The 25,336-nt window shown below is 72.8% G+C and carries 23 protein-coding genes; 7 read left to right on the forward strand and 16 right to left on the reverse strand.

All coding sequences use genetic code 11. The features are described 5' to 3' along the window. Nucleotides 1-88: 88 nt before the first annotated feature. A complete protein-coding gene (locus tag PKC53_RS09490; RefSeq protein WP_324428234.1) occupies nt 89-607 on the reverse strand; it encodes an OmpA family protein in 519 nt (172 codons plus the stop codon). A 137-nt stretch (nt 608-744) separates the two neighbouring features. On the opposite strand from PKC53_RS09490, the gene sugE reads away from it, so the two are divergent. Further along, on the forward strand, nt 745-1,062 hold the full coding sequence (sugE, locus tag PKC53_RS09495; protein ID WP_324428280.1) for a quaternary ammonium compound efflux SMR transporter SugE: 318 nt from the start codon (nt 745-747) through the stop codon (nt 1,060-1,062). Nucleotides 1,063-1,214: 152 nt separating this feature from the next. Next, nucleotides 1,215-1,457 carry a hypothetical protein gene (locus PKC53_RS09500; RefSeq protein ID WP_324428235.1) on the forward strand — a complete coding sequence of 81 codons (243 nt, stop codon included), beginning with the start codon at nt 1,215-1,217 and terminating at the stop codon, nt 1,455-1,457. 22 nt (nt 1,458-1,479) lie between these two features. Here PKC53_RS09500 and PKC53_RS09505 read toward each other — a convergent pair whose 3' ends face one another. From PKC53_RS09505 to PKC53_RS09515, 3 genes are all read right to left on the reverse strand, one after another. Further along, the gene (locus tag PKC53_RS09505) at nt 1,480-2,979 is read right to left on the reverse strand and encodes a DNA polymerase Y family protein (RefSeq protein WP_324428236.1); all 1,500 of its coding nucleotides are present in this window, start codon (nt 2,977-2,979) and stop codon (nt 1,480-1,482) included. A gap of 20 nt (nt 2,980-2,999) precedes the next feature. After that, nucleotides 3,000-3,809 carry a translesion DNA synthesis-associated protein ImuA gene (imuA, locus tag PKC53_RS09510; protein ID WP_324428237.1) on the reverse strand — a complete coding sequence of 270 codons (810 nt, stop codon included), beginning with the start codon at nt 3,807-3,809 and terminating at the stop codon, nt 3,000-3,002. Nucleotides 3,810-3,883: 74 nt separating this feature from the next. Beyond that, nucleotides 3,884-4,822, reverse strand: a complete 939-nt coding sequence (locus PKC53_RS09515; protein ID WP_324428238.1) for an alpha/beta hydrolase — start codon at nt 4,820-4,822, stop codon at nt 3,884-3,886. A gap of 61 nt (nt 4,823-4,883) precedes the next feature. Between PKC53_RS09515 and PKC53_RS09520 the strand changes: the two genes are divergently transcribed. After that, entirely contained in the window at nt 4,884-5,357 is a 474-nt protein-coding gene (locus tag PKC53_RS09520; protein ID WP_324428239.1) for a YchJ family metal-binding protein, read from the forward strand. On the opposite strand, the gene PKC53_RS09525 is transcribed toward PKC53_RS09520, so the two are convergent. Next, the gene (locus PKC53_RS09525) at nt 5,311-5,850 is read right to left on the reverse strand and encodes a hypothetical protein (RefSeq protein ID WP_324428240.1); all 540 of its coding nucleotides are present in this window, start codon (nt 5,848-5,850) and stop codon (nt 5,311-5,313) included. The two genes, PKC53_RS09520 and PKC53_RS09525, sit on opposite strands and share 47 nt — an antisense overlap. Before the next feature lie 211 nt (nt 5,851-6,061). Between PKC53_RS09525 and PKC53_RS09530 the strand changes: the two genes are divergently transcribed. Then, the gene (locus PKC53_RS09530) at nt 6,062-7,438 is read left to right on the forward strand and encodes a M48 family metalloprotease (RefSeq protein ID WP_324428241.1); all 1,377 of its coding nucleotides are present in this window, start codon (nt 6,062-6,064) and stop codon (nt 7,436-7,438) included. Nucleotides 7,439-7,527: 89 nt separating this feature from the next. On the opposite strand, the gene PKC53_RS09535 is transcribed toward PKC53_RS09530, so the two are convergent. From PKC53_RS09535 to PKC53_RS09555, 5 genes are all read right to left on the reverse strand, one after another. Beyond that, a complete protein-coding gene (locus PKC53_RS09535; RefSeq protein WP_324428242.1) occupies nt 7,528-8,139 on the reverse strand; it encodes a hypothetical protein in 612 nt (203 codons plus the stop codon). Next, nucleotides 8,136-8,684, reverse strand: coding sequence for a hypothetical protein (locus PKC53_RS09540; RefSeq protein ID WP_324428243.1), 549 nt, complete (start codon nt 8,682-8,684; stop codon nt 8,136-8,138). Before PKC53_RS09540 ends, PKC53_RS09535 begins: the two co-directional genes overlap by 4 nt. 141 nt (nt 8,685-8,825) lie before the next feature. Continuing rightward, nucleotides 8,826-10,289, reverse strand: a complete 1,464-nt coding sequence (locus tag PKC53_RS09545) for an efflux transporter outer membrane subunit (RefSeq protein ID WP_324428244.1) — start codon at nt 10,287-10,289, stop codon at nt 8,826-8,828. Between the two features lie 4 nt (nt 10,290-10,293). Continuing rightward, nucleotides 10,294-13,428, reverse strand: a complete 3,135-nt coding sequence (locus PKC53_RS09550; protein WP_324428245.1) for a multidrug efflux RND transporter permease subunit — start codon at nt 13,426-13,428, stop codon at nt 10,294-10,296. 21 nt (nt 13,429-13,449) lie between these two features. Beyond that, nucleotides 13,450-14,979: an efflux RND transporter periplasmic adaptor subunit gene (locus tag PKC53_RS09555; protein WP_324428246.1), complete on the reverse strand. Its 1,530-nt coding sequence runs from the start codon at nt 14,977-14,979 to the stop codon at nt 13,450-13,452. Nucleotides 14,980-15,162: 183 nt separating this feature from the next. On the opposite strand from PKC53_RS09555, the gene PKC53_RS09560 reads away from it, so the two are divergent. The 3 genes from PKC53_RS09560 to PKC53_RS09570 all read left to right on the forward strand — a co-directional run bounded on the left by PKC53_RS09560 (nt 15,163) and on the right by PKC53_RS09570 (nt 17,651). Continuing rightward, complete coding sequence (locus PKC53_RS09560; RefSeq protein ID WP_324428247.1) at nt 15,163-16,119, forward strand: helix-turn-helix domain-containing protein; 957 nt, start codon at nt 15,163-15,165, stop codon at nt 16,117-16,119. Between the two features lie 132 nt (nt 16,120-16,251). Beyond that, nucleotides 16,252-16,773, forward strand: a complete 522-nt coding sequence (locus tag PKC53_RS09565) for a DUF4396 domain-containing protein (protein ID WP_324428248.1) — start codon at nt 16,252-16,254, stop codon at nt 16,771-16,773. A gap of 482 nt (nt 16,774-17,255) precedes the next feature. Then, nucleotides 17,256-17,651, forward strand: coding sequence for a DUF2917 domain-containing protein (locus PKC53_RS09570; RefSeq protein WP_324428249.1), 396 nt, complete (start codon nt 17,256-17,258; stop codon nt 17,649-17,651). A 39-nt stretch (nt 17,652-17,690) separates the two neighbouring features. Here the strand turns inward: PKC53_RS09570 and PKC53_RS09575 are convergent, their stop codons facing one another. From PKC53_RS09575 to PKC53_RS09600, 6 genes are all read right to left on the reverse strand, one after another. After that, nucleotides 17,691-20,828 (reverse strand): efflux RND transporter permease subunit, encoded by a 3,138-nt coding sequence (locus PKC53_RS09575; RefSeq protein ID WP_324428250.1) that lies wholly within the window; start codon nt 20,826-20,828, stop codon nt 17,691-17,693. Continuing rightward, nucleotides 20,825-22,411: an efflux RND transporter periplasmic adaptor subunit gene (locus PKC53_RS09580; RefSeq protein WP_324428251.1), complete on the reverse strand. Its 1,587-nt coding sequence runs from the start codon at nt 22,409-22,411 to the stop codon at nt 20,825-20,827. Before PKC53_RS09580 ends, PKC53_RS09575 begins: the two co-directional genes overlap by 4 nt. A gap of 4 nt (nt 22,412-22,415) precedes the next feature. Then, on the reverse strand, nt 22,416-23,720 hold the full coding sequence (locus PKC53_RS09585) for a TolC family protein (RefSeq protein WP_324428252.1): 1,305 nt from the start codon (nt 23,718-23,720) through the stop codon (nt 22,416-22,418). A gap of 78 nt (nt 23,721-23,798) precedes the next feature. Continuing rightward, nucleotides 23,799-24,257, reverse strand: a complete 459-nt coding sequence (locus tag PKC53_RS09590) for a hypothetical protein (protein ID WP_324428253.1) — start codon at nt 24,255-24,257, stop codon at nt 23,799-23,801. 18 nt (nt 24,258-24,275) lie between these two features. Beyond that, the gene (locus tag PKC53_RS09595; RefSeq protein ID WP_324428254.1) at nt 24,276-24,818 is read right to left on the reverse strand and encodes a hypothetical protein; all 543 of its coding nucleotides are present in this window, start codon (nt 24,816-24,818) and stop codon (nt 24,276-24,278) included. Continuing rightward, nucleotides 24,779-25,321, reverse strand: coding sequence for a hypothetical protein (locus tag PKC53_RS09600; RefSeq protein WP_324428255.1), 543 nt, complete (start codon nt 25,319-25,321; stop codon nt 24,779-24,781). Before PKC53_RS09600 ends, PKC53_RS09595 begins: the two co-directional genes overlap by 40 nt. Between the last annotated feature and the right edge of the window lie 15 nt (nt 25,322-25,336).

The following is a 25,336-nucleotide window of genomic DNA, read 5'->3' on the forward strand; positions in this document are numbered from 1 at the left end:
GCGGCGTTCCGTGCTGTCGAGGAGAGCGAGCCCCGCCCCGACGTGGCCCGCAAGCGCGTGGCGTCCCGGGTCGCCCGTCCTGTGGTGGTCAGTCGACCAGGCGGATCTCGACGCGCCGGGCGTGTTCGGCGGTGCCGTCGCCGGTGGTCGACTCGGGGCGGCGCAGCAGCACCTGGTCGGCGAGCGCGCCGCCCGCGCGCAGCGCGTCGCGCACCGCCAGCGCGCGCTGCCTGGCCAGTTCGGCGTTGGCCGCGGGGTCCCCGCTGGCATCGTGAAAACCCGACAGCATCAGCCGGCGCGTCGGCGTCGCCGCCAGCGCCTGCAACGCCTGACCCACGGGTACGTGCGCATCGGCAGGCAGGTCGGCCTGGCCGACCGCGAAGTACAGCGTGGCCACCAGTTCGCCGCCGAGCGGCGCGTCGACCAGCGCGTCGGCGTCGGACGCCTGCGACGCCGTCCCCGCCGGTGCGGCCGCCGCGGCCGCGGCGGGCTTGCCGTGCATGTGGCGCAGCACGACGCCGCCGACGATGCCGACGAGCACGAAGAACAGCACCCCGATCACGACCCACAGGCCAATGCGCGTGCCTTCGTCTTCCTGTTCGAACATGGTGTCTTTCGCTCTGCCGCGTGGCGGCCCGACGGGGAAATTCGACGGGGCGCGATTCTAGCCACCGCCGTGTCGCGGCCGCGAGACAATCGCCGGCCCCGACACTGCAACGACGAGGAAGCGGCGTGACTCCATCGATGGCCTGGACGATCCTGTTGCTGGCCGGCCTGCTCGAGGTGGTGTGGGCGATCGGGCTGAAGTACACGGCGGGCTTCACGCGGCCGCTGCCGACGCTGGTCACTGTCGCCGCGATGGTCGCCAGCGTCGCGCTGCTCGGGCTGGCGATGAAGTCGCTGCCGGTGGGCACCGCGTACGCGGTGTGGGTCGGCGTCGGCGCGGTGGGCACGGTGGTCCTGGGCATCGTGCTGTTCGGCGACCCGGTCAATCTCGTGCGCATGGTCAGCGTCGCGCTGATCGTTGCCGGCATCGTCGGGCTCAAGCTCGCGCCCGCATGAGCGCGCCGGGCCGCTCCCAAGCGCTCATCCGGCAGTGCGCAGCGCGGAGGGCCGTGCCATGAGCGCAGCGCCGGCGGCCCTTGCGGTCACAATGGGGGACGGCGGCGCCCCCGGTCGTCGAACCGTCCACTGACTAGAGGAAGACCCGCTGCATGGCCAAGCCCAACTACTCGTTCGAGAAGCGACAACGCGAACTGGCCAAGAAGAAGAAGAAGGAAGAGAAGGAAGCCGAGAAGCGCGCGCGCAAGGCGGCGGGCGCCGGCGGAGAAGGCGCGGCGGACGACGCCGCCGACACCGGTGACGACGACGGCGGCGACCGCCCCGACGCCCCCGACGCCGGCCAGACCGGCGCCGATCGCCTCGAAGGCGGCGACGTCGAGCGCCAGGGCGGCTGAACGCCGCGCGGCTTTCGCCGGTTCAGCCGAACCGGCCGTGCAGGCGCCAGCCGCCGCCATCGCCTGCGGCCAGCGGCAGCCGCGTGCGGCAGATCCACACCAACACCCCGTCGGCAGTCTGCGCGACGAAGCAGTCGCGCGCCACCGGCGTACCCTGCTCCCACCAGCCGGCTTCGATGCGCTCGGGGCCGGCCAGCAGTTGCAGCGGTGCGCCGTCGAGCCAGGGCACGCCGCCGCGCTCGGGCAGCGGCAGCGGCTCGGGACACAGCCACGACGGGTGGTGAAGAGCCGGCATCGCGGCCGGCGCGGCGGCGTCGGCCTGTGCCGCGAGCGCGCGCGTGGCGTGCTCCGGCCGGTGGTCGGCCACCGCCTCGAGCCGCTGCACGCCCTCGTCGCCCAGGCGTGCACGCAGGCGCTCGAGTAGGCGCACCAACCCTTCGCGCTCGCCGGCGCGGGTCGGGAACAGCTCGCCGCTGGGCGGCGTGCCCGGCACCAGCTGCTGGCAGTGCAGCCGCAGTTCGAGCGTCGGCGCGGGCAGCGTGGTGCGGGCCAGGTGCTCGCGCAGCAGCGTGCGCAGATGGTCGGCGTCGGCGCTCGGCGTGGCCAGCGCGACGTCGAGCGCAGTGTGCGCCGGCTGATCGCGATCGCGGTGGCGCGGCTCGTGCAGCATGCACAACGTGAAGCCGGCCACGCGCGCGTGCTGCGCCTGCGCCCAGGCCACCAGCCGCGCGAGCAGCACGTCGGCGGCGTGCAGCAGCTGTTCGCTGCCATCGGCGCGCGTGGCGAGCTCGAGCCGTGCGTCGAAGCGCGGCGGCAGCGTGACCCATTCGCGCGGGTCGGGGCGCTCGCCGCGGGCGCGGTCGACCTCGTCGAGCAGCGCTTCGCCGAAGCGCCGCGACAGCCCCGCGCGCGGCAGTGCGCGCAAGTCGGCCAGCGTCGCCAGCCCCATGCCCTGCAGCGTCGCCGCGTGCGCGCGCGCGGCGCCGAGCAGCGCCAGCGGCGCCGCGTCGAGCAGTGCACGCAGCGCCGCCATGTCGTGCGCGTGCGGGCCCCGCGCCGGGTCGTCGCGCCAGCGTGCGAGCAGCGCGGCGCCGGCAGCGGTCGGCGCGGCGGCCACCTGCACCCGATGACCGAGCGGTGCCAGCGCCTGGCGCAGCCGCTGCACCAGGCGCTGCAGGCCACCGAACAGGCGCAGGCTGGCGCCCACCTCGAGCAGCACCAGCGCGTCGGCGGCATCGAGTGCAACCGACGGCGTGAACGCCAGCGCCGCGTGCGCGACCGCCGTCAGCGCCTGCGCGTCGCGCCGGGCGCAAGCCTGGCCCAGCCGCAGCTCGGGGGCCAGCGCGAGCGCGGTGGCGCGCCGCAGCCCCGGCTCGATGCCGCGCGCGCGCGCCGCCTCGTTCGCCGCCGCGATGCGCTGCGCGCCGAGCAGCGCCAGCGGCTGCGCGGCGGCGTCAGCGGGCAGGCTGGCCGCGAACGCCTCGAGCGACAGCTGCGGCAGGTGCAGGGCCAGCCACTGCATGTCCCACGCCCTGCGACTTTTCAGGCGACGACGCTGTCGGCGTCGCCGACGCGAACGGCGGCTGCGGAACCCGCGCCCGGCACGACGCGCCGCTGCGCCGCCCGCGACCGTGCCGCCGGCGACAGCACCGGCGGCAGTGCGAGCTGCAGCGTGTGCTGCAGCGGTGCTGCGCGGCGCTTGAGCACGCGCAGCGCGAGCCGGTCGGCACCACCGGCGGCCAGCAGCAGCCGCAGCGGCGCCGGGCTGGGTTGCCGGCACGCGTCGACCTCGCGCAGCACGAAGGCCGGGCCGTCGTGCGCCTGCGCCGCCAGCTGCAGGCGGCGCAGCGTGTCGGCACGCAGCCGCTGCGGCAGCCACGCGAGCACCGCTCCGACATGGCCGCTGCGCAGCGCCTGCTCGAGCGCCCACAGCGTGTCGGCGGCCGGCAGCCGCGCACGCGCGCGGCCACGTGCGCCGTCGCGGCTGCGCACCAGCACCAGCCGCTCGGTGGCGATGCCCAGCGCACGCAAGGTCCAGGCGCAGGGCACGGCCGGTGGGTCGAACCAGACCAGGCTGCGTCCGGCGGCGCCGACCGCGGCCAGCGCCGGCGCGAGCAGCCGCAGTTCGCCGATGCCGGGTTGCGGCAGCAGCAGCTCGGTCAACGCCCGCGCCGGCCAGCCGCCACCGGGCAGTTCGGCGTCGAGCGCAGCGAACCCGGTGGGCAGCGCCGCGCCGTCATGCCGACCGAGCTGGTGCGCGCGCCACAGCGCCGGGTGCAGCGCCTCGGGCGCACACGCCGCAGCGCCCGACGCGGCCACGGCCGGGGGGATGAGGTTGGAGATCGACAGCACCAGAATACTGTAAATTCATACAGTATTCCAGGCAAGTCATCCCCCGGCGTCGGCGTCCAGGCCCACCACCGGGATCAGCCGAGCGCGCGCCGCAGCGCCGCGGCGCACAGCGCCACCGCGGTGTTCGCCTCGTCGATCACGCGCCCCATCGTGATGAAGCCGTGGATCTGGCGTTCGAAGCACACGTACTGCGCCGGCGTGCCGGCACCCGACAGCGCGTCGGCGTACTGCCGGCCCTCGTCGCGCAGCGGGTCGAATCCGGCGGTGAGCACCAGCGCCGGCGGCAGCCGCCCGTGATCGTCGGCCAGCAGCGGCGAGGCGCGCGCGTCGGTCCACTGTGCCGCGTCGGCAATGTAGTGATCGCGGTAGAACGCGATGCTGTCGGCGGTCAGCAGGTAACCCTGGCCATTGCTCGTGTGCGACGGTGCGACCGCACGCATGTCGGTGGCCGGGTAGATCAGCAGTTGGAACGCCGGCAGCGCCTCGCCGGCGTCGCGCAGCACCAGGCACACCACCGCGGCCAGGTTGCCGCCGGCGCTGTCGCCGCCCACCGCCAGCCGCCGCGGGTCGACGCCCAGCGACGCCGCCTGCGCGCGCACCCAGCGCGTGGCCGCCACGCAGTCGTCGACCGCGGCGGGGAACGGGTGCTCGGGGCCCATGCGGTAGTCGACCGCGACCACCGCGCAGCCGCCGGCGTTGGCCAGTTCGCGGCACAGCACGTCGTGCGTATCGAGGTCACCGATGGTCCAGCCGCCGCCGTGGAAGTACACCAGCACCGGCAGCACCGCACCCGGCACACTGCCCGCCGGGCGATACAGGCGCAGCGGGGTCGGCCCGTGCGGACCGTCGGCGTGCAGGTCGCGCGACTGCGCCACCGGCGGCGGGTCGGGCTGCGTGAAGAAGCGGCGCTCGCGGTAGTAGCGGCGCGCCTCGGCGGGCGCCAGCGTGTGCACCGGCGGGATCGCGCGCTCGACGAGCAGGTCGAGCAGCGCGCGGGCTTGGGGGTCGAGCATGGGGTCGGGAGCGGAATCGGCGGGCAGCCGCAGTGTAGGTGCCGCCCCGCCGGGTTCGGCGATGATCGCGCCGATGCCTGCCGACCACCGCGCCTGCCCCTGCGGCAGCACCCTGCCCTATGCACGCTGCTGCGGCCGCTGGCACGCCGGCGCCGAGCGGCTGCGAGCCCCCGACGCCGAGGTGCTGATGCGCTCGCGCTACAGCGCCTACGTGCTCGGCCTGACCGACTACCTGCGCGACACCTGGCACCCGCGCACGCGTCCGCCGACGATCGCACCCGGCGAACCGGGCCTCAAGTGGCTCGGGCTCGAGGTGCGCCGCCACGAGCGCACCGACGCCGACCACGCCTGCGTCGAGTTCGTCGCGCGCAGCCGGCTGCACGGCCGTGCGCACCGCCTGCACGAGACGAGCCGCTTCGAACGCGATGCCGACGGACGCTGGCTCTACGTCGACGGCGACCTGCACCGAAGCGCGGCGCCGGATGCGCTCAGGCGAATTCCTGCCGCACCGCCGGCGACATCAGTCGACGGATGATCCACACCAGCAGCGCGCAGGCGCCGAGCGTGACGACGACGGCCATCACGCGCGCCGCCGTGACGAAGCCGCCGAACACGTCGGCCGCCTGCGGCGGCAGCGGCGCGCCACGCAGTGTGCTGTCGACCACCGACTGCACCACCTCGTGCTGGATCCACAGGCCCATCAGGTTGGCCGCCACGGCGAGCACCAGCAGGCCGATGAACGCGCGTCGCGCCCAGTCCAGGCGCAGCAGCAGGCCCGCCGCGGTGGCCAGCGTCGCCAGCGACAGCGCCAGCCCGGCGCCGACGACCCACGGCAGGTAGCCCATCAGCAGCCCGGTGACCAGCGGCAGCGGCTGGCGCTGCACCGCCGCGTGCGCTCCCGCCATCGAGGCGACCTCGGCGTTCTGCAGCAGCGCCGACACGCTGGCCAGCGCGGCCAGCACGATGAACACCCAGGCGGTGACCGTGACGAACCGTGATCGCGCTCCGACGTTGAGGGTCTGGGTCATGGCGGCGACTCCTGCTGGGGCCGCCCGATGATGCGTGGCGGCCGTGACAGGGATTTTTCGGCTCGCCACGGCCCGCGTCAGTCCCTCGGATGGGTGAAAAGCCCCCGCCGCGTGCGTTATGCCGCGCGCGCCGTGGTCGCATCGACCCGGGCGCAGCCTGCGCACACGCGGCTTAGACTCGCCCCATCCCCATCGCCACCGGACTGCTGCCATGGACCACCGTCGCGCCCCGCACCCGGCCGACCTCGACGTCGACGGCTTCGCCCGGCGCCTGCGCCGCAACCGCTTGCGCCGACGCGACACGCTGTGGCTGTTCGGCGCGGCCACCGCGGTGCCCGCGCTGTCGGGTTGCGCCACGTCGCCGGTCACCGGCGAGACCATCCTCGCCGGCATGACGCCCGAGCAGGAGCGCGCCGTCGACCGGCAGCACGCGCCGCACCAGTTCTCGCAGGACCTCGGCGCGGTGCAGGACGCGGGGATCAACGCCTACGTCGCCGAGGTCGGGTCGCAGCTGCACGCCAACGTGCACCGTCGCGACATGCCCTACAGCTATCGTGTGCTGAACGCGAACTACGTCAACGCCTACACCTTCCCGGGCGGCGCGATGGGCGTCACGCGCGGCATCGTCGCCGAGCTCGACGACGAATCCGAGCTCGCCGCGCTGCTCGGCCACGAACTCGGCCACGTGAACGCGCGCCACGCCGCGCAGCGGCAGGGGCAGGCGCTGCTGGCGCAGGTGGCGGTGGTCGGACTCACCGTGGGCGCGGTCGCGGCCGACTCCGACTGGGCGCCGCTGATCGGCCTGGGCGGACAGATCGGCGCCAGCGCGCTGCTGGCCAGCTACTCGCGCGACAACGAGCGCGAGGCCGATGCGCTCGGGCAGGAGTACATGGTGCGCGCCGGCTACCCGGCGCAGGGCATGGTCGGGCTGCACCGGCTGCTGGTCGAGCAGCACGAGCGCGCGCCGGGGCTGCTCGAGACGATGTTCTCGTCGCACCCGATGAGCCGCGAACGCATGGACACCGCGCAGCGCCTGGCGCAGACGCGCTTCGCGGCCAGCGGCGGCGCGGCGACGCGGCGCGAGCGCTTCATGGACCGCACCGCCGCGCTGCGTGCGCTCAAGCCGGCGATCCAGGCCTGCCAGGCCGGCGAGACGGCGATGGCGAAGAAGGACCTGAACGCCGCGCAGGACCGCTTCGCCGCCGCGCTGCGCCACGCGCCGCGCGACTACGCGGCCAACCTGCGCATGGCGCAGTGCCTGCAGGCGCAGCGCAAGCCGGCCGAGGCGCGCCGCTACGCCGATGCGGCACGCCGCATCTACCCCGAGGAGGCGCAGGCGATGAAGCTGGCCGCCACGCTCAAGCTCGGCGCCGGCGAACCGGCGGCGGCTTTCGACGACCTGCAGCGTTACGACCGCGCGCTGCCGGGCGACCCGGGCATCACCTTCCTGAAAGGCGTCGCGCTCGAGGGCATGGGCAACCAGCGCGCGTCGGCCGAGCACTACGCGGGTTACCTGCGCGTCACGCAGCAGGGGCAGGCAGCGCAGTACGCGGCGTCGCGGCTGCGCAGTTGGGGCTACCTGCGCTGAGCCTGTGGCGCGGCCTTGGCGTCGCCGACGGCGTCGGCCGCGTGCTCGTACCGGCGGCAAGCTCCAGAGCCGCGGCGTCAGCGCGTCCGTCACGACGCCGACGCAGCCGAAGGGAATCGCCGCGCCAGCGAGCATCGGGTTGAGCAGCCCAAAGTACCGCGAGCGAGATGCCCACCGCGTTGTGGGCGAAAGGCCAGGAACGGGTTCTGATCGATCTTGCGACAGGCGCGCCGGGTGATGTCGATCGCCGCGGCCACCAGCGCCGGGTCGCTGCGTATCAGCCTCACGCCTGCTGCGTGCATCCCCACGTCGGTGGCGGTGCTTGTCGCGATGCCGACGTGGGCGGCTGCCAGTGCCGGCGAGCCGATGGCGCCGTCGCCGCCACGCTCGAACTCGTCGGACAACGCCGCCCTGTGCCCCGGGAACACCGCGACGTCGACGCCGTCGATGCCCAGCACACGATCGGCCGCGGCGGTGTTGCCACCTTTGTCGCCGATGTCCATCACCGCCATCACGCCGACGCCGTGAAAGGCCTCGACGGCGTCGCTCGCCGAACGCTTCAGCGTGCCGCCGAAGGTCAGCTGGCCCAGCAGCCTGGGCGCGGCCGCCGCCTTGGCAAGCCACGACACCGTGCGGCCCCCGGCCTGCGGTTCGTCAGCGCGCCCCTCCAGCGTCGACGGGTACACATCAAGCTCGCTCATGAACGAGTGCGACCTAGCCGCGGGTCGCGCCTCTGCACCTTCGCCGCTGTGCCGCGCCGGGCGACGGCACGCGGGTCGCTGGCAGAGAGGCGCGGTCGCGAACGCCACCTTGGCGGTCGCGAGCACCGCCTTCGGCAGTGGGCTTTCGCTGCCACGCTGGACCGCCGCGCCCGCCGCCAGCGCGCGCTGCGGTCGCCGACGGCGAACTTCGCGGCGACGAGTCGCGGCCGGCCCTCGGTCAGCGCCCCGGTCTTGTCGAAGGCGAAGGCGACCGTGCCGAGGCGGTGTGCGACCTCGAGCGCCTCGACGTCCTTGATCAGGATGCCGTGGCGCGCGGCTGCACCGGTGCCCGGCATGATCGCCGCCGGTGTCACCGGACCTGGCGCGCAGCGGCGGTCGATCCCGCGCACGGCCACGGCGTTCAGGCTGACCCACCTCCAGTCGCCGGTCGCGACGCCCCAGCCGGACCCCAGGGTCGTGGCAAGGTCAAGCGGCTGCTGCAGTTCACCCCTCGCTGCGAACGGCGACGTGAGGCGCGAGCGCAACTTCGCTCGCGCAGATGCACCATGTGGTGCAGGCCGGCAGTGCCCTGCGTCCGGGCTTTGCATCGACGGCGGCACGACCGGTGCGGATGCTGGACGCTTCTTGGCCGCGGCGGCGACTCGCCAGCCACGGCCGTGTCTGGCCTACCTGGGCGCCAAGGTGCGGCCGCCCGTCGTGGCCGACAGGATCACCGAGACCGCTTCGGCGTCGGGCAGAAAACGAGCACCCAGCGCGCGCTGCAGCGCCACGATCCGCTGCTGCTGACTCGTCAAGGCCGCAGACAGACCGATCTCGGACTGCTGCGCAGAGCGTTCGGCGTCGAGCAGTTCGAGCAGGTCGGTTCCTCCAGCTTCGTAACGCTTGCGCGCGAGTTGCTCGGCAACGACCGCTTGGCGCGCGCGCTCCTGTAGCAGGGCCAGCCGAAACTGACCCTGCCGCACCTGGGCGAGCGCGCTCTCGACTTCCTCGGTGGCGAGCAGCACGCGCTGCCGATAGGCCAGAAGGGCTTCGCGCTCGCCGGCCTGCGCGACATGCAGCCGCGCGTTGATGCGGGCGTGGTCGAACAGCGGCAGTGACAGTGTCGGTGCGGCAAACCAAGAGACGGCGCCGGCCGCCCCGATCCCCGACACGGACCCTGCCACGACGCCGAGCACGCCTGCGATCGACAAACGGGGCATGAACTCGGCCCGCACCGCTTCGACGTCGAGGGCCAGGGCACGCAAGCGCGCCTCGGCGGCTTGCAGGTCCGGACGTTGCGCTGCCCACTGCGCAGGTTCGGGCAGACGCAACGCCACCGGGCGCGGCGACGTGTCAGCCGCCGAAGGTGCGTCGTAGCCCGACGGCGACACACCCAGCAGGACCGCCAGTCGATGACCCGAAACGGCCAGTGCCGCCTCGAGCGCCGGCAGTTCGGCCTCGGCCCCCGCGAGCGCGGCGCGGGCACGTGCCTCGTCGAGCGGCGCCGAATAGCCTGCCGCCACGCGGCGCAGCACCAGGTCCAGCGTTTCGCGGCGGTTGTCGACCACCCGGCGCGCCAGTGCGACCTGCGTGCGCGTGCCATTCAGCGCGAACCACGCCTGGGCGATCTCGGCGCCGATGGCCAGGCGCATCGCCGCGGCATCGGCCTCGACCGCCTGCGCGCGGGCATCCGCCGCCTGCGCGGCATGGCGCAGCCGGCCGAACAGATCGACTTCCCACGACAGGCTCGCGCCGGCGGAAACGCTCTCGCTGCGCCGGTCGTCGGCCGACGCACCGGGCGCCTCGAAGCGGCTGAGCTGCTGCGCTCGCGCCCCGAGGCCCACGCCACCGGACGGCCCGCGCTCGGCCTGCGCCCCGGCGACAAGGGCGCGCGAGCGCTGCACACGCTCGGCGGCCTGCCGCAGGTCCAGGTTGGCCTCGAGGCCGCGGCGCACCAGCACGTCGAGCACCGGGTCGTCGAACACGGCCCACCAGTCGGGCTGGGCCACGTGGCCGGGCGCGAGGCCCTGCCCCTGGGCGAAGCTCGGCGCCACCTCGGCCGACGTCACCTGGAGCGGCGTCGCCGTGCCGCAGGCCGCCAGCAAGGCGGCCAGCGCGACAGCGGTCAGGCTCGTCTTGATCATGTCCATCTCCTCATTGCACCGTGGCCAGCGCGGCCGCGCGGCGCGCACGGCGCCGCTGCAGCAGCACGTAGAACATCGGCGTGAACAGCAGGCCGGCCACGGTGACGGCCAGCATCCCGGCGAACACCGCCACGCCGACCGCCTGCCGCATCTCGGCGCCGGCCCCGCTGGCGAACACCAGCGGCAGCACGCCCATCACGAAGGCCAGCGAGGTCATCAGGATCGGGCGCAGCCGCAGCCGGGCCGCCTCGACCACGGCCTCCACTGCGTTGGCGCCCTCCTGCTGGCGGCGGCGTGCGAACTCGACGATCAGGATCGCGTTCTTCGTCGCCAGCCCCACCAGCACCACCAGGCCCACCTGCGTGAACAGGTTGTTGTCGCCGCCGGCCAGCCACACGCCGCCCAGGGCGCCCAGGATCACGGTCGGCACGATCGCCAGCACCGCCAGCGGCAGGCCCCAGCTCCCGTAGGCCGCGGCCAGCAGCAGGAAGGCCAGGGCGACCGCGAGAGGGAACACCCACAGGCCGCTGGATCCCTCCTGGATCTGCTGGTAGCTCAGGTCGGTCCACTCGTGGTCGAAGCCCTCGGGCAGGTGCCGCGCGAGGATGGCCTCCATCGCCGCCACCGCCTCGCCCGAGCTGACGCCCGGCGCCGGCATGCCCGACAGATCGGCCGACGCGAAGCCGTTGTAGCGGCCCACCGGGTCGGGGCCGGTGGTCGGATGGCTCGTCACCAGCGCCGCCAGCGGCACCATCTGCCCCTGCGTATTGCGCGTCCACAGCCGGTCCAGCGCGGTGGCGTCGGCACGGAAGGGTGCGTCGGCCTGCACGTTGACCTGCCAGGCGCGGCCCAGGAAGTTGAAGTCGTTCACGTACAGCGAGCCCAGGTAGACCTGCAGCGACTGATAGATCGATTCCAGCGGCACGCCCATCGCGAGCGCCTTCTCGCGGTCGACGTTCAGTGCCAGTTGCGGCACGCCGACCTGGTAGCCGGAGAACAGGCCGACCAGGCGCGGGTCCTTGGCGGCCTCGGCCATCACCGCGCCGAGGGCGGCGTTGAGCGACTCGTGGCCCTGCTGGCGGCGGTCCCGGATCTGCAGCTTGAAGCCACCGGCCTGGCCCAGGCCGGGCACCGGCGGCGGCGGGAACATCGCGACAAAGCCCTCGTCGATGCCCTGGAACCGGCCGTTCAGCGCGCCGGCGATGGCGCCGGCGGCCAGGCTCGCGTCCTTGCGCTGCTCGAACGGGTCGAGCATCGTGAAGATCACGGCGGCGTTCGGGCTGTTGACGAAGCCGTTGATGGAGATGCCAGGGAAGGCGACCACGCTCTCGACGCCGGCTTGCGCCAGCGCGATCTCGGTCACGCGCTTCGTCACCGCCTCGGTGCGGTCCAGCGACGCCCCCGGCGGCAGCTGCACGATGCCGACCAGGTAGTACTTGTCCTGGGCCGGCACGAAGCCCGACGGCACGGTCTTGAAGCTCCACACCGCGCCAGCCACCAGCACGGCGTACAGCACCAAGAGGCGCAGGCCCCGCTGCACGCCGGTGCGTGTGAGCACGCCGTAGCGTTCCGATGCGCGCTCGAAGGCGCGGTTGAACCCGCCGAAGAAACGCTGCAGCGCACCGTGGCCGCCCGTGGCGTGCGGCTTGAGCCACATCGCCGCCAGCGCCGGGCTCGGCGTCAGCGAGTTGATGGCCGACAGCACGGTGGAGATCGCGATCGTCAGCGCGAACTGCCGGTAGAACTGGCCGGACAGCCCGCCCATGAACGCGGTCGGGATGAACACCGCGGCGAGCACGGCGGTGATCACGAGGATCGGTCCGGTCACCTCCTGCATCGCGGTCAGCGCCGCCTCGCGCGGCTTCAGGCCCCGCGCGAGGTGACGCTCGACGTTCTCGACGACGACGATCGCGTCGTCCACGACGATGCCGATCGACAGCACGAGGCCGAACAGGCTCAGCGTGTTCAGCGTGAAGCCGGCCGCGTGCATCACCGCGAGCGTGCCGATCAGCGACACCGGCACCGCCGCGATCGGGATCAGCGACGCGCGCCAGCTCTGCAGGAACAGCAGGACGACGAGCACGACCAGGACCATCGCCTCGGCCAGCGTCTGCACCACGTTCCGGATTGACGCCTTGACGAACAGCGTCGGGTCGTAGGCGATGCGGTGCTCGATGTCCTGCGGGAAGCCCTGCTGCAGCTTCTTCATTTCGGCGCGCACCGCGGCGGCCACCTCGACGGCGCTGGCCGCCGGGTCCTGCACGATCTGGATGCCGACGGCGGGCTGGCCGTCGAGCAGGCTGCGCAGCGAATACGAGCTGGCGCCGAGCTCGGCGCGGGCCACGTCCTTCAGCCGCAGCTGCTCGCCATTCGCGCCGCTCTTCAGCACGATGTCGCCGAAGGCCTCGGGCGAGGTCAGGCGCCCGGCCACCGTCAGCGGCAGCTGGTGCGCGCTGCGCGCGTCGGGCTGCTGGCCGACCGAGCCGGCGGCCACCTGCAGGTTCTGCGCGCGGATCGCGTCGACGACATCGCCGGCCACCAGGCCGCGCGCGGCCATGCGGTCGGGGTCGAGCCACACGCGCAGGCTGTAGTCGCCCGCGCCCCAGACCACGACCTTGCTGACCCCCGGCACGCGCAGCAGCGCGTCGCGCACCTGCAGCTGGGCGAAGTTGGACAGATGCAGCAGGTCGTAGCGGCCCTGCGGCGAGTGCAGGTGAACGACCATCAGCATGTCGGGCGCGACGCTTTCGCTGACCACGCCGAGCTTCTGCACCTCGGCCGGCAGGCGCGGCAGCGCACGCGCGACGCGGTTCTGCGTGTCGGTCTCGGCGCGTGCCGGGTCGGTGTCGGCCGAGAAGGTCAGCGTCAGCAGGTAGCGGCCGTCGCCGCTGGCGTTCGAGCCCATGTACTGCAGGCCCGGCAGGCCGGTGAGCTCGGTCTCCAGCGGCGTGGCCACGGTGTCGGCGATCACCTGTGGGTTGGCGCCGGGGTACGCCGCGCGCACCTGCACGGTGGTCGGCATCACGTTGGGGTACTCGGTCAGCGGCAGCTTGCCCATGGCGAGCAGGCCGGCCAGCAGCAGCACCAGCGACAGCACGATCGCGACGATCGGGCGGTCGACGAAGAGTCTCGCAAGTCGGTTCATGGCAATGCGCTCCGCGGGGGACTAGGAACGGTCGGGCGCGGGGCCCTGCGGCGTCTGCGCGGCCGCGGCGTCGGCCGACTGCGGCTGCACCGTCATGCCCGGGCGCACGCGCATCAGGCCGGAGACGATCACCCGCTCGCCGGCCTGGAGGCCCTCGGTGACGATGCGCTCGCTGCCCTGCGCGGCACCGATGCCGACCGGGCGGTACTCGACCTGGCCCGCCGCATCGACCACCAGCACGAAGCGGCGGCCCTGGTCGGTGCCGATGGCCTTGTCCGGCACCAGCAGCGCCGGCTGCGCGGCGCCGCTGGTGACCTGGGCGCGCACGTATTGCCCCGGCATCAGTCCGGCCACCGGCGCATCGATGCGGGCGCGCAGACGGACGGTGCCGGTCGCAGCGTCGATCGAGTGGTTGCTGAAGTCGATGGGCGCCAGCGCGAGCTCACGCTGGCCGCTGGCGTCGAAGACGCGTGCCTTCCATCCCTTCGCGCCGCGGGACTCGGCCAGGCGCTGCAGCAGGTCGCGGTCGGCCACGTCGATGTGCACGTGCGGCGGGGCGACGCTGACCAGCGTGGTCAGTGCGGTCCCCGTCGCACCGGCCGCGACGACATTGCCGGCGGTTACCAGGGCGCGGCCGACACGGCCGTCGATGGGCGCACGCACGACCGTGAAGTCGCGCTCCAGCTGCGCGGTCTGAACCGCGGCCTCGGCCGCCGCCCGGCGGGCCTGGGCCTCGGCATGCGCCGCGGTGCGGCGCTCGAGTTCCTCGGCGGCGATGGCGCGGTCGGCGTGCAGCGCACGCGCGCGCTCGGCCTCGCCGCTGGTGAGCGACTCGCGGGCCTTCGCAAGCTGCAGCTCGGCGCGTGCACGCGCCAGCGCCGCGTCGTACGGCCGTGGGTCGATCTGGAACAGGGGCTGGCCGGCGCGCACCACGTCGCCTTCCCGGAACAGCACGCCGTCGATCGGCCCGGCCACTCGCGCCCGCAGTTCGACCTGCTGGGCAGCCTCGACACGTGCCACTTGGGTCGACCCGGCATCCACGGTGGTGGCGCGCACGGCTACGACCGGGACCGACGGCGCCGAAGGTGCGGCGACGGTGGCGGCCTGGACATCGGGCACCGCGGGCTGGCACGCCACGAGCACGGCAGCTGCCGCGACGGCAATGGCAGCGACAGCCAGCGTGCCGGAGAAGCTGCGCTGGCGCGAGTTTGAGCTTGTCATGTCGGGCTCCTGAAGGTGGAATGCCGGGATGCTGCGAATTGACGCAATGGCAAGGTCAAGGCCCCGCGTGCCATCGACGAAGTGGTCGCCGCCGCCTGTCGGCGCCGGCCTGCCCTTGACGCCATGACAGCGCGAAGACACCCACGGCAGAGCATCGAAAGCAGCATGACGCCTGCCCCGAGGACCGGCTCCGACGTTCGACCGCCTCGAAACGCACGGCGCGGCGCGCACGGTTGAGCGGTCCGTGCACGCCGTGTCGCGGCCCTTGGTCTCCGAACTTCGCGGGGTCCGCGAAGGCGGCGCGCCGGTCGTCGAGTGCGAAGCATCCATCGGGTACTCCTTGCGCCCGTGGGCCGGCCGCATGACGACGAGTTTGCGTCGACGGCACGGCGCGCACGCGACGATCCGGTCCCGGATCACGCTCGCAGGCGACCCGCGGGCGTCCCCGCGTGGCAGCCTGGAGGACGACCAAAACGGACAGCGTGGCGACACTTTCGGACAAAAATGCAGGCGATGCGCAGGATCGTTCTCACCGGTGTGCCGCCGTTCGAGGTTCAAGACCTTGCCGGCCCACTGGAGGTGTTCGCCCAGTGCGACTACGAGATCGAACTGGTATCGCCGGAGCGCGATGGCTCGACAGCCATCAATCGGGGGCTGCGAGTCACCGGCGGCACCGACTTCCGCAGATTCGATCGTCCCATCGACACGCTCTGGGTGGTGGGCGGGCCGGAGGCTCCCTCGGGCCGTTACGACCCGGTCTACCTGCGCTGGCTGAAGGAGATGTCGTCGCAAGCGCGTCGCGTCGGCGCCAGTTGCCTCGGCACGTTCATCCTCGCCGCATCGGGTGTGCTGGAAGGCCGGCGCGCGGTCACGCACTGGCAGTGGTGCGATCACCTCGCCGAGCGCTACCCGCGCATCGAGCTCGTGCGCGGTTCGATCTTCGTGAAGGACGGCCACATCTACACGTCCGCCGGCATCACCACCGGCATCGACCTCGCTCTGCTCTTTGTCGAAGAGGACTTCGGGCCGCGCAAGGCGCTGACGATCGCGCAGTGGCTCGTGCTCTTCGTGCGGCGGACCGGGAGCTACTCGCAGATCAGCAAGCTGCTCGCCCTTCAATCCAGTGCGATCAAGCCCTTCGACGACCTGGAGAACTGGATCTTCGAGCACCTTGCCGAAGACATCAGCGTCGAGCGCATGGCCGCCAACATGCACATGAGCGCGCGCCAGTTCACTCGCGTCTTTCGCGACGAGAAGGGCACGACGCCGGCTCGCTTCGTCGAGCGCGTGCGTGTCGAGGTGGCACGCAGCCTGCTCGAAGCATCGGGCGTGGGCGTGAAGTCGGTGGCCGCCAAGTGCGGTTTCGGCAGCGCCGACTCGATGCGGCGTTCTTTCCTGCGTGTGGTAGGCACCACGCCCAGCGAAATCGCCGGGGCGCACCGGACACCGGGTACCTTGCGCGGGCCCTGAGGACAGCGCCCAGGCGGTCGGCCTGGCGCAAAGCGTCGGGCCATCGTCCTTTGCTGCTCCGCATGTTTGCGGAAGATGTTGGGGACGGTCCGGCACATCCTTCCGGCCGCAAACGAACCTGGAGGCCATGCCGTGAGAGCTGTCGCCCACGCCGAGCACCATGCCGTGCACTCCCACCACCACCATGAGCGGCAGGCGATGCCTGCGCGGGCCATGCTGACGCGAATGGCGTTCTGGGCCACCTTGCACTGCCTCGCGGGCAGTGCCGTCGGCGAGGTGCTCGGGCTTGTGATCGGCACGGCCCTCGGATGGGGCAACCTGCAGACCATCGGGCTTGCGGTTGGTCTGGCCTTCGTGTTCGGTTACGCCTTCACCATGGTTCCTCTGATCCGCAGCGGCATGGCGTGGCGTACTGCGACCCGGCTCGCGCTAGCGGCCGACACCGCGTCGATCGCGATCATGGAGCTGGTGGACAACGCAGTCATGTGGTTCGTCCCGGGCGCGATGGATGCGCCGCTGACATCACCTCTGTTCTGGGGCGCACTCGCACTCGCGCTCGGCGTCGCGCTGTTCGTCGCCTGGCCCATCAACCGCTGGTTGTTGTCGCGCGGGCGCGGGCATGCGCTGGTACACGCCCACCACGACCCTCATTGACGGTCGTTCGCGCGGCGGCCGAAGACGCAGGGCTTGGCTCGCTTGCGTGCAGATTCGGTGCGCTCCGCAAAGGCGGCGCTCCGCTCCGGAGGGCCTGCTCGGCTTTCGCGGCGACGGTGGCCCAGGCGCTCACCACCGACAGTGCAGCCATGGCGTCGATCCATGTTCGAGGCGGGTGCATCGTCACTGCCCGACCGCCGCCTGCACGGTGCTCGGCGGCTGCGCGTCGGCGGTCGGGGAATCGGGCGTCGAGCGAGCGCTCAAGCAGCACCACCTGCTGGCGTTGTCCGGTCAACGCCGCCCGGCGTCGATCGAGTGGTTGCTGAAGTCGACGTGCGGGGATCCTGCGGATTGCCGCAATGGCAAGGTCAAAGGGCTGATGTCGTGGACCAGACGCCGACAGGGTCAACGCGTAGCCGCTTGACCTTGACGCGAAGGGAAGGCGAAGAGTCCGCCGCACCCTGTTCCAACGGAGCGACGACATGAGCACCAGGACCTTTATCGACTCGCGACCCTTCGGCATCGGCACGCGCACCGAGATCCGCCTCGACGACCGGATCGTGACACTGACCCTGCAGGCCGGCGACCTGCTGCGCACCGAGGGCGGGCTCGTCTGGGCCACGATCGATGGTGGGACCGAGGACATCCTGCTCGGGCGCGGCGACGTACACGTGGTCGTGCGCGACGAGACGATGCGCGTCTCGGCCTTCGGAGCTGCGCGGCTGGAGGTCTACGGCTGCGGGCCGCTGCGGTTCGACGGGCCGAAGTACGAGCTCGCGCCGGCCGTGCTCACGCGCGCATGGCAGGCGGGGATCGCAAGACTGCGCGGGCTTCGGATTCCTGCCCGATCGCAGTTCGGTTCGGCCATCCCCGCCTGACGCGTCCCGCGGCAGCAGTCCGGGCCTTGAGCCGCAGGATCATGCTTCCGCGCGCGCTCCCTCCCGGCGCCGCAGCAGCGCGAACATCGCCGGCACCACGAACAGCGACAACAGCGGCGCCGTGACCATGCCGCCGAGCATCGGCGCGGCGATGCGGCTCATCACCTCCGAGCCGGTGCCGCTGCCCCAGACGATGGGCACCAGGCCGGCCAGGATCACCGCCGCCGTCATTGCCTTCGGCCGCACGCGCAGCACCGCGCCCTCGCGGATCGCGTCGTGCACCACCGCGGCGGTGGCGCGCGCCCCGGCGGCCAGTCGCGCCTGCAGAGCCTGCTTCAGGTACAGCAGCATCACCACGCCGAACTCGGCCGCCACGCCGGCCAGCGCGATGAAGCCGACGCCGGTGGCGATCGACAGGTGATAGCCCATCGCCCACAGGAACCAGACGCCGCCAGTCAGCGCGAAGGGCAGCGTGGCCATGATCAGCACGGCCTCGTCGACGCGCCGGAAGGTCAGGTACAGCAGCACGAAGATGATCATCAGCGTGGCCGGCACGACGATCTTCAGCCGCGCGTTCGCGCGCTCGAGGTACTCGAACTGACCCGAGTAGGCGATGCTCACGCCGGGCGCGAGCTTCACCTCGCGCGCCACCGCCGCACGCAGGTCGGCGGCCACCGACGCCAGGTCGCGGCCCCGGACGTCCACGTACACCCAGCCCGAGGGCCGGGCGTTCTCGCTCTTGAGCATCGGCGGGCCGTCGCTGATCAGCACCTTGGCCACCGTGCCGAGCGTGATCTGCTGGCCCATGGGCGTCAGCACCGGCAGCGCGGCCAGCCGCTCGGGCGTGTCGCGCCACTCGCGCGGGTAGCGCAGGTTGATCGGGAATCGCGCCAGGCCCTCGACGGTTTCCGACACGTTCTCGCCGCCGATGGCGCCGCTGACCACCGCCTGCACGTCGGCGATGTTCAGGCCGTAGCGCGCGGCTGCCGCGCGGTCGATCTGCACGTCGACGTAGCGCCCGCCGGTCAGCCGCTCGGCCAGCGACGACGACACGCCCGGCACCGCCTTCGCCACCCGCTCCACGTCCTGCGCGATGCGGTCGATCACCGCCAGGTCGCCGCCCGTCACCTTCACGCCGATCGGGCTCTTGATGCCGGTGGCGAGCATGTCGATGCGGTTGCGGATCGGCGGAATCCAGATGTTGGCCAGCCCCGGCACCTTCACCGCGGCATCCAGTTCCTCGACCAATTTCTCCGGCGTCATGCCGGGCCGCCACTGCTCGCGGGGTTTCAGCTTGACGGTGGTCTCGAACATCTCCAGCGGTGCCGGGTCGGTGGCGGTCTCGGCGCGGCCGGCCTTGCCGAACACGCGCTCCACCTCGGGCACGGTGCGGATCATGCGGTTGGTGATCTGCAGCAGCTCGGTGGCCTTCTGCGCCGACAGCCCCGGCAGCGCCGACGGCATGTACAGCAGGTCGCCTTCGTCCAGTCGCGGCAGGAACTCGCCGCCCAGCCGCGACAGCGGCCAGGCCGTGCTCGCCGCCAACAGCACGGCGATCACCAGCGTCGCCTTCGGCCAGCGCAGCACCCACTCCAGCGCCGGCCGGTACACCGCGATCAGCGCGCGCGTGATCGGGTTCTTCTGCTCGTCGGGGATGCGGCCGCGGATCCACGCGCCCATCAGCACCGGGATCAGCGTCACCGACAGTGCGGCCGCCGCCGCCATCGCGTAGGTCTTGGTGAAGGCCAGCGGCCCGAACAGCCGGCCTTCCTGCGCCTCCAGCGTGAACACCGGGATGAAGCTCAGCGTGATGATCAGCAGCGAGAAGAACAGCGCCGGGCCGACCTCCTCGGCCGCCTCGGTGATCACCTTCCAGCGTGCCTCGCCTAACAGCGACTGCCCGGGATGCGCGTGCTGCCACGCCTCGAGTTTCTTGTGCGCGTTCTCGATCATCACCACCGCCGCGTCGACCATCGCGCCGACCGCGATCGCGATGCCGCCCAGCGACATGATGTTGGCGTTGATGCCCTGCCAGCGCATGATCAGGAAGGCCGTCATCACCCCCAGCGGCAGCGCGATGATGGCGACGAGCGCCGAGCGCACATGCCACAGGAAGATCGCGCAGACCAGCGCGACGACGATGAACTCCTCGATCAGCTTGCGCGACAGGTTGGCGATGGCGCGCTCGATCAGCGCGCTGCGGTCGTAGGTCGTCACGACCTCCACGCCTGGCGGCAGGCTGGCCTGCAGCTCCGCCAGCTTGTCCTTGACGGCACGGATGGTCTGCTGCGGGTTCGCGCCCGAACGCAGCACCACGACGCCGCCGGTCACCTCGCCCTCGCCGTCCAGCTCGGCGATGCCGCGGCGCATCTCCGGGCCCACCTGCACGGTGGCCACGTCGCCGAGCCGGACCGGGACGCCGCCGCGCGCCGCCAGCGGCACGGCGCGGAAGTCGTCCAGCGTCGTCAGGTAGCCGCTGGCACGCACCATGTACTCGGCCTCGGCCAGCTCCAGCACCGAGCCGCCGGTCTCCTGGTTGCCGGCCACCAGCGCCTCGCGCACCTGCGCGTGCGTGACGCCGTAGGCCGCCAGCTTGAGGGGATCGAGCACGACCTGGACCTGGCGGTTCATGCCGCCCACGGTGGCCACCTCGGCCACGCCGGGCAGGCCCTTGAGCTCGTACTTCAGGAACCAGTCCTGCAGCGCACGCAGCTGCGAGAGGTCGCTGCGGCCGGTGCGGTCGACCAGCGCGTACTGGAAGATCCAGCCGACACCGGTGGCGTCGGGCCCCAGCGACGACTTCGCGCCGGCCGGCAGCCGGCCCTGCACCTGGTTGAGGTATTCGAGCACGCGCGAGCGCGCCCAGTACAGGTCGGTGCCATCGTCGAACAGGATGTAGACGAAGCTGTCGCCGAAGAACGAGAAGCCGCGCACCGTCCGCGCGCCGGGCACCGACAGCATCGTCGTCGCCAGCGGGTAGGTGACCTGGTTCTCGACGATCTGCGGCGCCTGCCCGGGCAGCGTGGTGCGGATGATCACCTGCACGTCCGACAGGTCGGGCAAGGCGTCGACCGGCGTGGTGCGCACGCCCCACAGCCCGGCCGCGGCGAGGAACAGCGTGGCCAGCACCACCAGGAAGCGGTTGGCCACCGACCAGCGGATCAGCGCGGCGATCATCGCGGGGCTCCGGTGGCGCCGTGGCCGGCATGCGGATCGGCCGCGGCCGCAGATGGTTCACGGTCGATGGCCGTGACGACATGCGCGTCGCCCTGCTGGCGGAAGCGGAAGCGCACCGCATCGCCGGGCTCGAGGCCACGCGCAAGGTCGGGCGTGGTGAGCTGGAACGGCATGGTCATCGCCGGCCACTTCAGCGCCGGTACCGGGTCGTGCTCCAGCGTGATCGAGGCGCCTTCGATCTCGACGACCCGGCCGCGGGTGCTGAACTCGCCCGCGGCAGCCTGCGGCCCCGGGGCCGCTGCCGCAGCACCGGATGCGGCGACCGGGGCGGCGACCGCGCCGGGTTCTGCCCGCGACGTCAGCCCCTGCAGGCTGGCTTCGGAGTCGATCAGGAACTGGCCCGAGGCCACCACCTGCTGCCCCGCCGCAAGGCCCCCGAGCACGGCCACCCGGCCGTCGACCTCCGCGCCGAGTTCCACCTCCACCGGCCGGTAGCGGCCCGGCGCATCGATCACGTAGACGAGCGCGCGGCGCCCGGTGCGGATCACCGCCTCACCGGGCACGGTCACCACCTCGGTGCCCTGCCCCGCACCGAGCAGCCGCACCTGGCCGAACATGCCGGCGCGCAGCCGCCCGCCCGGGTTGGGCACCTCGACGCGCACGCGCAGCGTGCGGGTGTCGCGGCTGGCCTCGGGCAGCACGGCGGCCACCTTGCCGCGCAGCACCTCGCCCGGGAACGCGACCAGCCGCAACTCGGCGCGCTGGCCCATGCCCACCGCAGCGGCCATCGCCTCGGGAACGGCCGCCTCGACCCACACCGTGCCCAGGCCGTTGATGCGCGCCAGCGTCATGCCGGCCGACACCGTCATGCCCTGGCGCACCATCAGCTCGGCGATCAGCCCGCCCGACGGCGCCACGATCGTCGTCACGGCCTGCGCCTGTCCGGAGGACTCCATGCGCTCGATCAGGCCGGTCGGCATGCCCAGCAGCGTGAGCCGCGCGCGGGCCGCCTGGATCAATGCCGTGTCGCCCGTGGCGCGCACCGCGAGGTACTCGCGCTGCGCCGCCAGCCAGTCGGGGTGCAGCACCTCGGCCAGCGGGGCGCCTGCGGCGATCACGTCACCCGGCGCGCGGGCGAAGACGCGCTCGACGAAGCCGTTCGCCCGGGCCTGCACGATGCTCACGTCGCGTTCGTTCAGCCCCACCGTGCCGACGACGTCCACCGCCGGCTGCAGCACGCGCAGCTCGGCCGTCGCCACGCGCAGGCCGAGCGACTGCACCGCCTGCGGCGACACCGTCACCGCCGAACCCGTGTCGCCGCCGGCCTCGTCGGCATAACGCGGCACCAGCTGCATGTCCATGAAGGGCGACTTGCCGGGCTTGTCGAAGCGCTGTGTCGGCACCATCGGGTCGTACCAGTACAGCACCTTGCGCTCGGCCGCGCTTGCTGCACTCACCACCGGCTGTGATGCGCTGGCGTGGCTGCCGCCCGACAGCCTCTGCGACAGCGCCCAGCCACCGCCCAGGCCCACCACCAGCATCACCGCGCCGGCGACCAGGGTCTTGTTCGTTCCAATGCTCATGGCCTTACTCCGCGATCAGGGTGGACAGGCGCAGTCGCAGCGCGGCGCGCTGCGCGTCGAGGTCGACGGCGCGCAGCTCGATCTCCAGCGCCTGGCTGCGCGCGGCCAGCACGGCCGAGAGATCGCCGCGGCCGGCCTGGTAGGCGGCCATCGCCAGGGTCACGCGCTCGGCGGCCAGCGGCAGCCCGGCGCTGCGCAGCCGCGCGGCCTGGGCGTCGAGCGCCTGCAGTTCGGCGAGCATGGCGTCGGTCTCGGCGGCATGGCGGCGCAGCAGTTCCTCGCGCTCGGCCTCGATGCGCTCGATCTCGCGCCGCTTGGCGTCGATCTGCGGCTGCTGGCGGCGGTCGCGCTGCCAGGGCAGGTCGAAGCTCAGCTGGAACGACACCATGTCGTCGTAGCGCGGGCGCCGGCTGTAGGCCAGCTCCCAGGACCAGTCGCCGCGTTGCTCGGCATCGGCCTCGGCCATCTCGGCCTGGGCCATCGCGCGCATCGGCGCGAACGGCGCCAGCTCGGCGTGGTGCGGCAGCGCGGCGCGCAGGCGCTCGCCGTCGACCGCGATCGGCGGCGCGTCGCCCTGCAGCGGCGCATCGGCGCGCTCGCCGACCCAGCGGCGCAGTTCCGCGCGCGCCTTGCGCACGTCGCGGGCCAGCTCGTCGGTCCGGTCGGCGATGGCCAGGGCCTCCTGCCGCGCCATCGTCAGCTCCGCCGGCATCGCCGAGCCGGCCGCGATGCGTGCCGGCAGCGTGTCCTGCAGCAGCCGGTTCTCGCGCTCGAGGCCCGCCACCCGCGCCAGCCTGGCCTCTGCGAAGTGCACCGCCAGCCAGGCCAGGCCGGCGTCGCGGCGCACCGCCAGCTCCGTCGCCGTCAGCGTCGCGCGGTCGCGCTCGATGCGTGCCTGCGCCGCCTGCTCGCGCGCGTCGCGCTTGGCGCGGTTGGGCATCTCCTGCATCAGCGCGATGCGCTGCATCGTGCCGCCGTCGCGCGTGGTGCTCCAGCGGTCCGGCCCGGCGATCGGCAGGTTCTCGACGCCGACGGACAGGCGCGGGTCGGGCAAGGCCGAGGCGGCGGGCACGAGGGCCGTCGATCCTGCCAGCGTGGCCTGCTGCGCCCGGAGGGCCGGCGCCACCTGACGGGCCAGCTCGAGCGCCTCGACGTAGCCGAGGGCCGGTCCGGCGGGGTCGGCCCAGGCCAGGCTGCTGCAAAGGGCGACGGCGCCGAGCGCCAGCCGGGTGGTCAATGCGCGGGTGCGAGTGGGCGGCGGGCGCCGCCCGGCGTGCCGCTGCGGCACGCGAACGATGAAACGGGACACGACTCTCTCCTTCGGATCGAACTCAGGGCGGACGAACGCAGCCCGGGCACACCGCGAAGGCGCGCCCGGGCCCGCGAGTCAGTTCCGAAGGACGAGGAAGGAGAGATAGAGCGGGGGTGACCCGACGGGCGGCCCATCGGCCAGCGAGGCGGGCATGCGGGCCGCCAGCTGCGCGGCATCTGCCACGGCGACGATGCCGACCAGCGCCGCGCCCACCGCCATGACCGGCGGCGCGTCCGGCGCCGCCACCTGGCTGTTCACCGAGGTCTTGCCAGCCTCGCAGTGCGCCTTGCACAGCTGTGGCTGGTCCGGGTCCATGCCGGCGGGCATGCCGTCGCAGTCGGGCATGGCCGCCATCGCGACGCCGACATCAGCCGGGGCCGGCGCGAGCTGCGGACAGGCATAGGCCGCCGTGACCAGCTGGGTGAACAGCAGCACGGCGATGAGCCAGCCGGAAAGCCAGGCGCGATGACGGCGCGACGCTCGCATGATGAACAGTCTACGCATCTGCGGCCGCAGCGTCTTGCCCGGGATCAAGTCGGCCGCGGCACGGCCTCAACGCGTGAGGAGGAGTTGCAGGTCGACCGGCTGTGCGGACTTGTTGGTCCACATCCAGCAGTAGTCCTGGTCGAGCGCCACCCGCAGCTGGCCGCTGGCGCTGGCGAGGGCGTCGCGGCGCTCCGGGTAGCGCACCTCCTTGCCCTCGTGGTAATGGACGTTGAAGTTCAACGGTCCGCTGGCATCGAAACGCCAGGCCACCGACTCGGCCTTCACAAGCTTGCCGCACACCTCGGCGAACTTGCCGGGTGCCACCGTCAGACGGCGTTCGAAGCGGCCTTCGCTGCTCCAGGCGATGTCGACGATCTCGGCCTGTGCGGCGGCCGACAGCAGAGCCGCGGAAGACAAGCCCAGGCATCGGGCGCGCAAGGACATGCAGGAACTCCGAAAAGGGATGGCGCACGCGAGATCGAGCGTGCCGGCCGGGGCGATTGTCGAGGGCGCGCCGATCATCGACGAAGACGACCCGGGCAGGGCCGTACCGTGGCCCGGAAGGCCGATCAGGAACCACCCCTGCGCTTCCTGCCGGCCAGCAGCCACGCACCGACAACCGCCAGGGCCGCATAGTTGGCCACCATGAACCAGGGCGTGGTCCACGCGATGCCGTCGAAGCCGCGCTCGGTGAACGGATAGAGCACCGGCACGGCGTAGTAGTCGGCCGAGTGCGTGAACACGTCGATCACGATGTGCGACCACCAGCCGAGCAGCGGAAGCCAGAAGGCATTGCGCAGCGCCCAGAGCAGCGCGGTCACTGCAGCGGCGATCGGGGCGCTGTGCATCACGCAGTGCAGATGGTGCGACAGCAGCTGCACGCCGACGGGCAGCCACGGCTCCTGCCCCGGTGCGGCCAGGGCGTAGCCGCGTACGGCCGCGAAGGTCCCGTCGCCGAACGCCCACCACGCGGCGATGGGCAACAGATGCACGACGTCCGGCAAGGCCGCCAGGGCCAGTGCGGCGGCCACCGTGCCGCGCGCGAGCGCCCGGCGACGGTGGATCACCGCCGCGCCCGCCGCGACCCAGAGCGCGTGCGCGAGGATGTCCATGCCCCGCGCGCGACC

The sequence above is a fragment of the Azohydromonas sp. genome (genome assembly GCF_035325925.1).
In the GTDB taxonomy this organism is placed as follows: domain Bacteria; phylum Pseudomonadota; class Gammaproteobacteria; order Burkholderiales; family Burkholderiaceae_C; genus Calidifontimicrobium.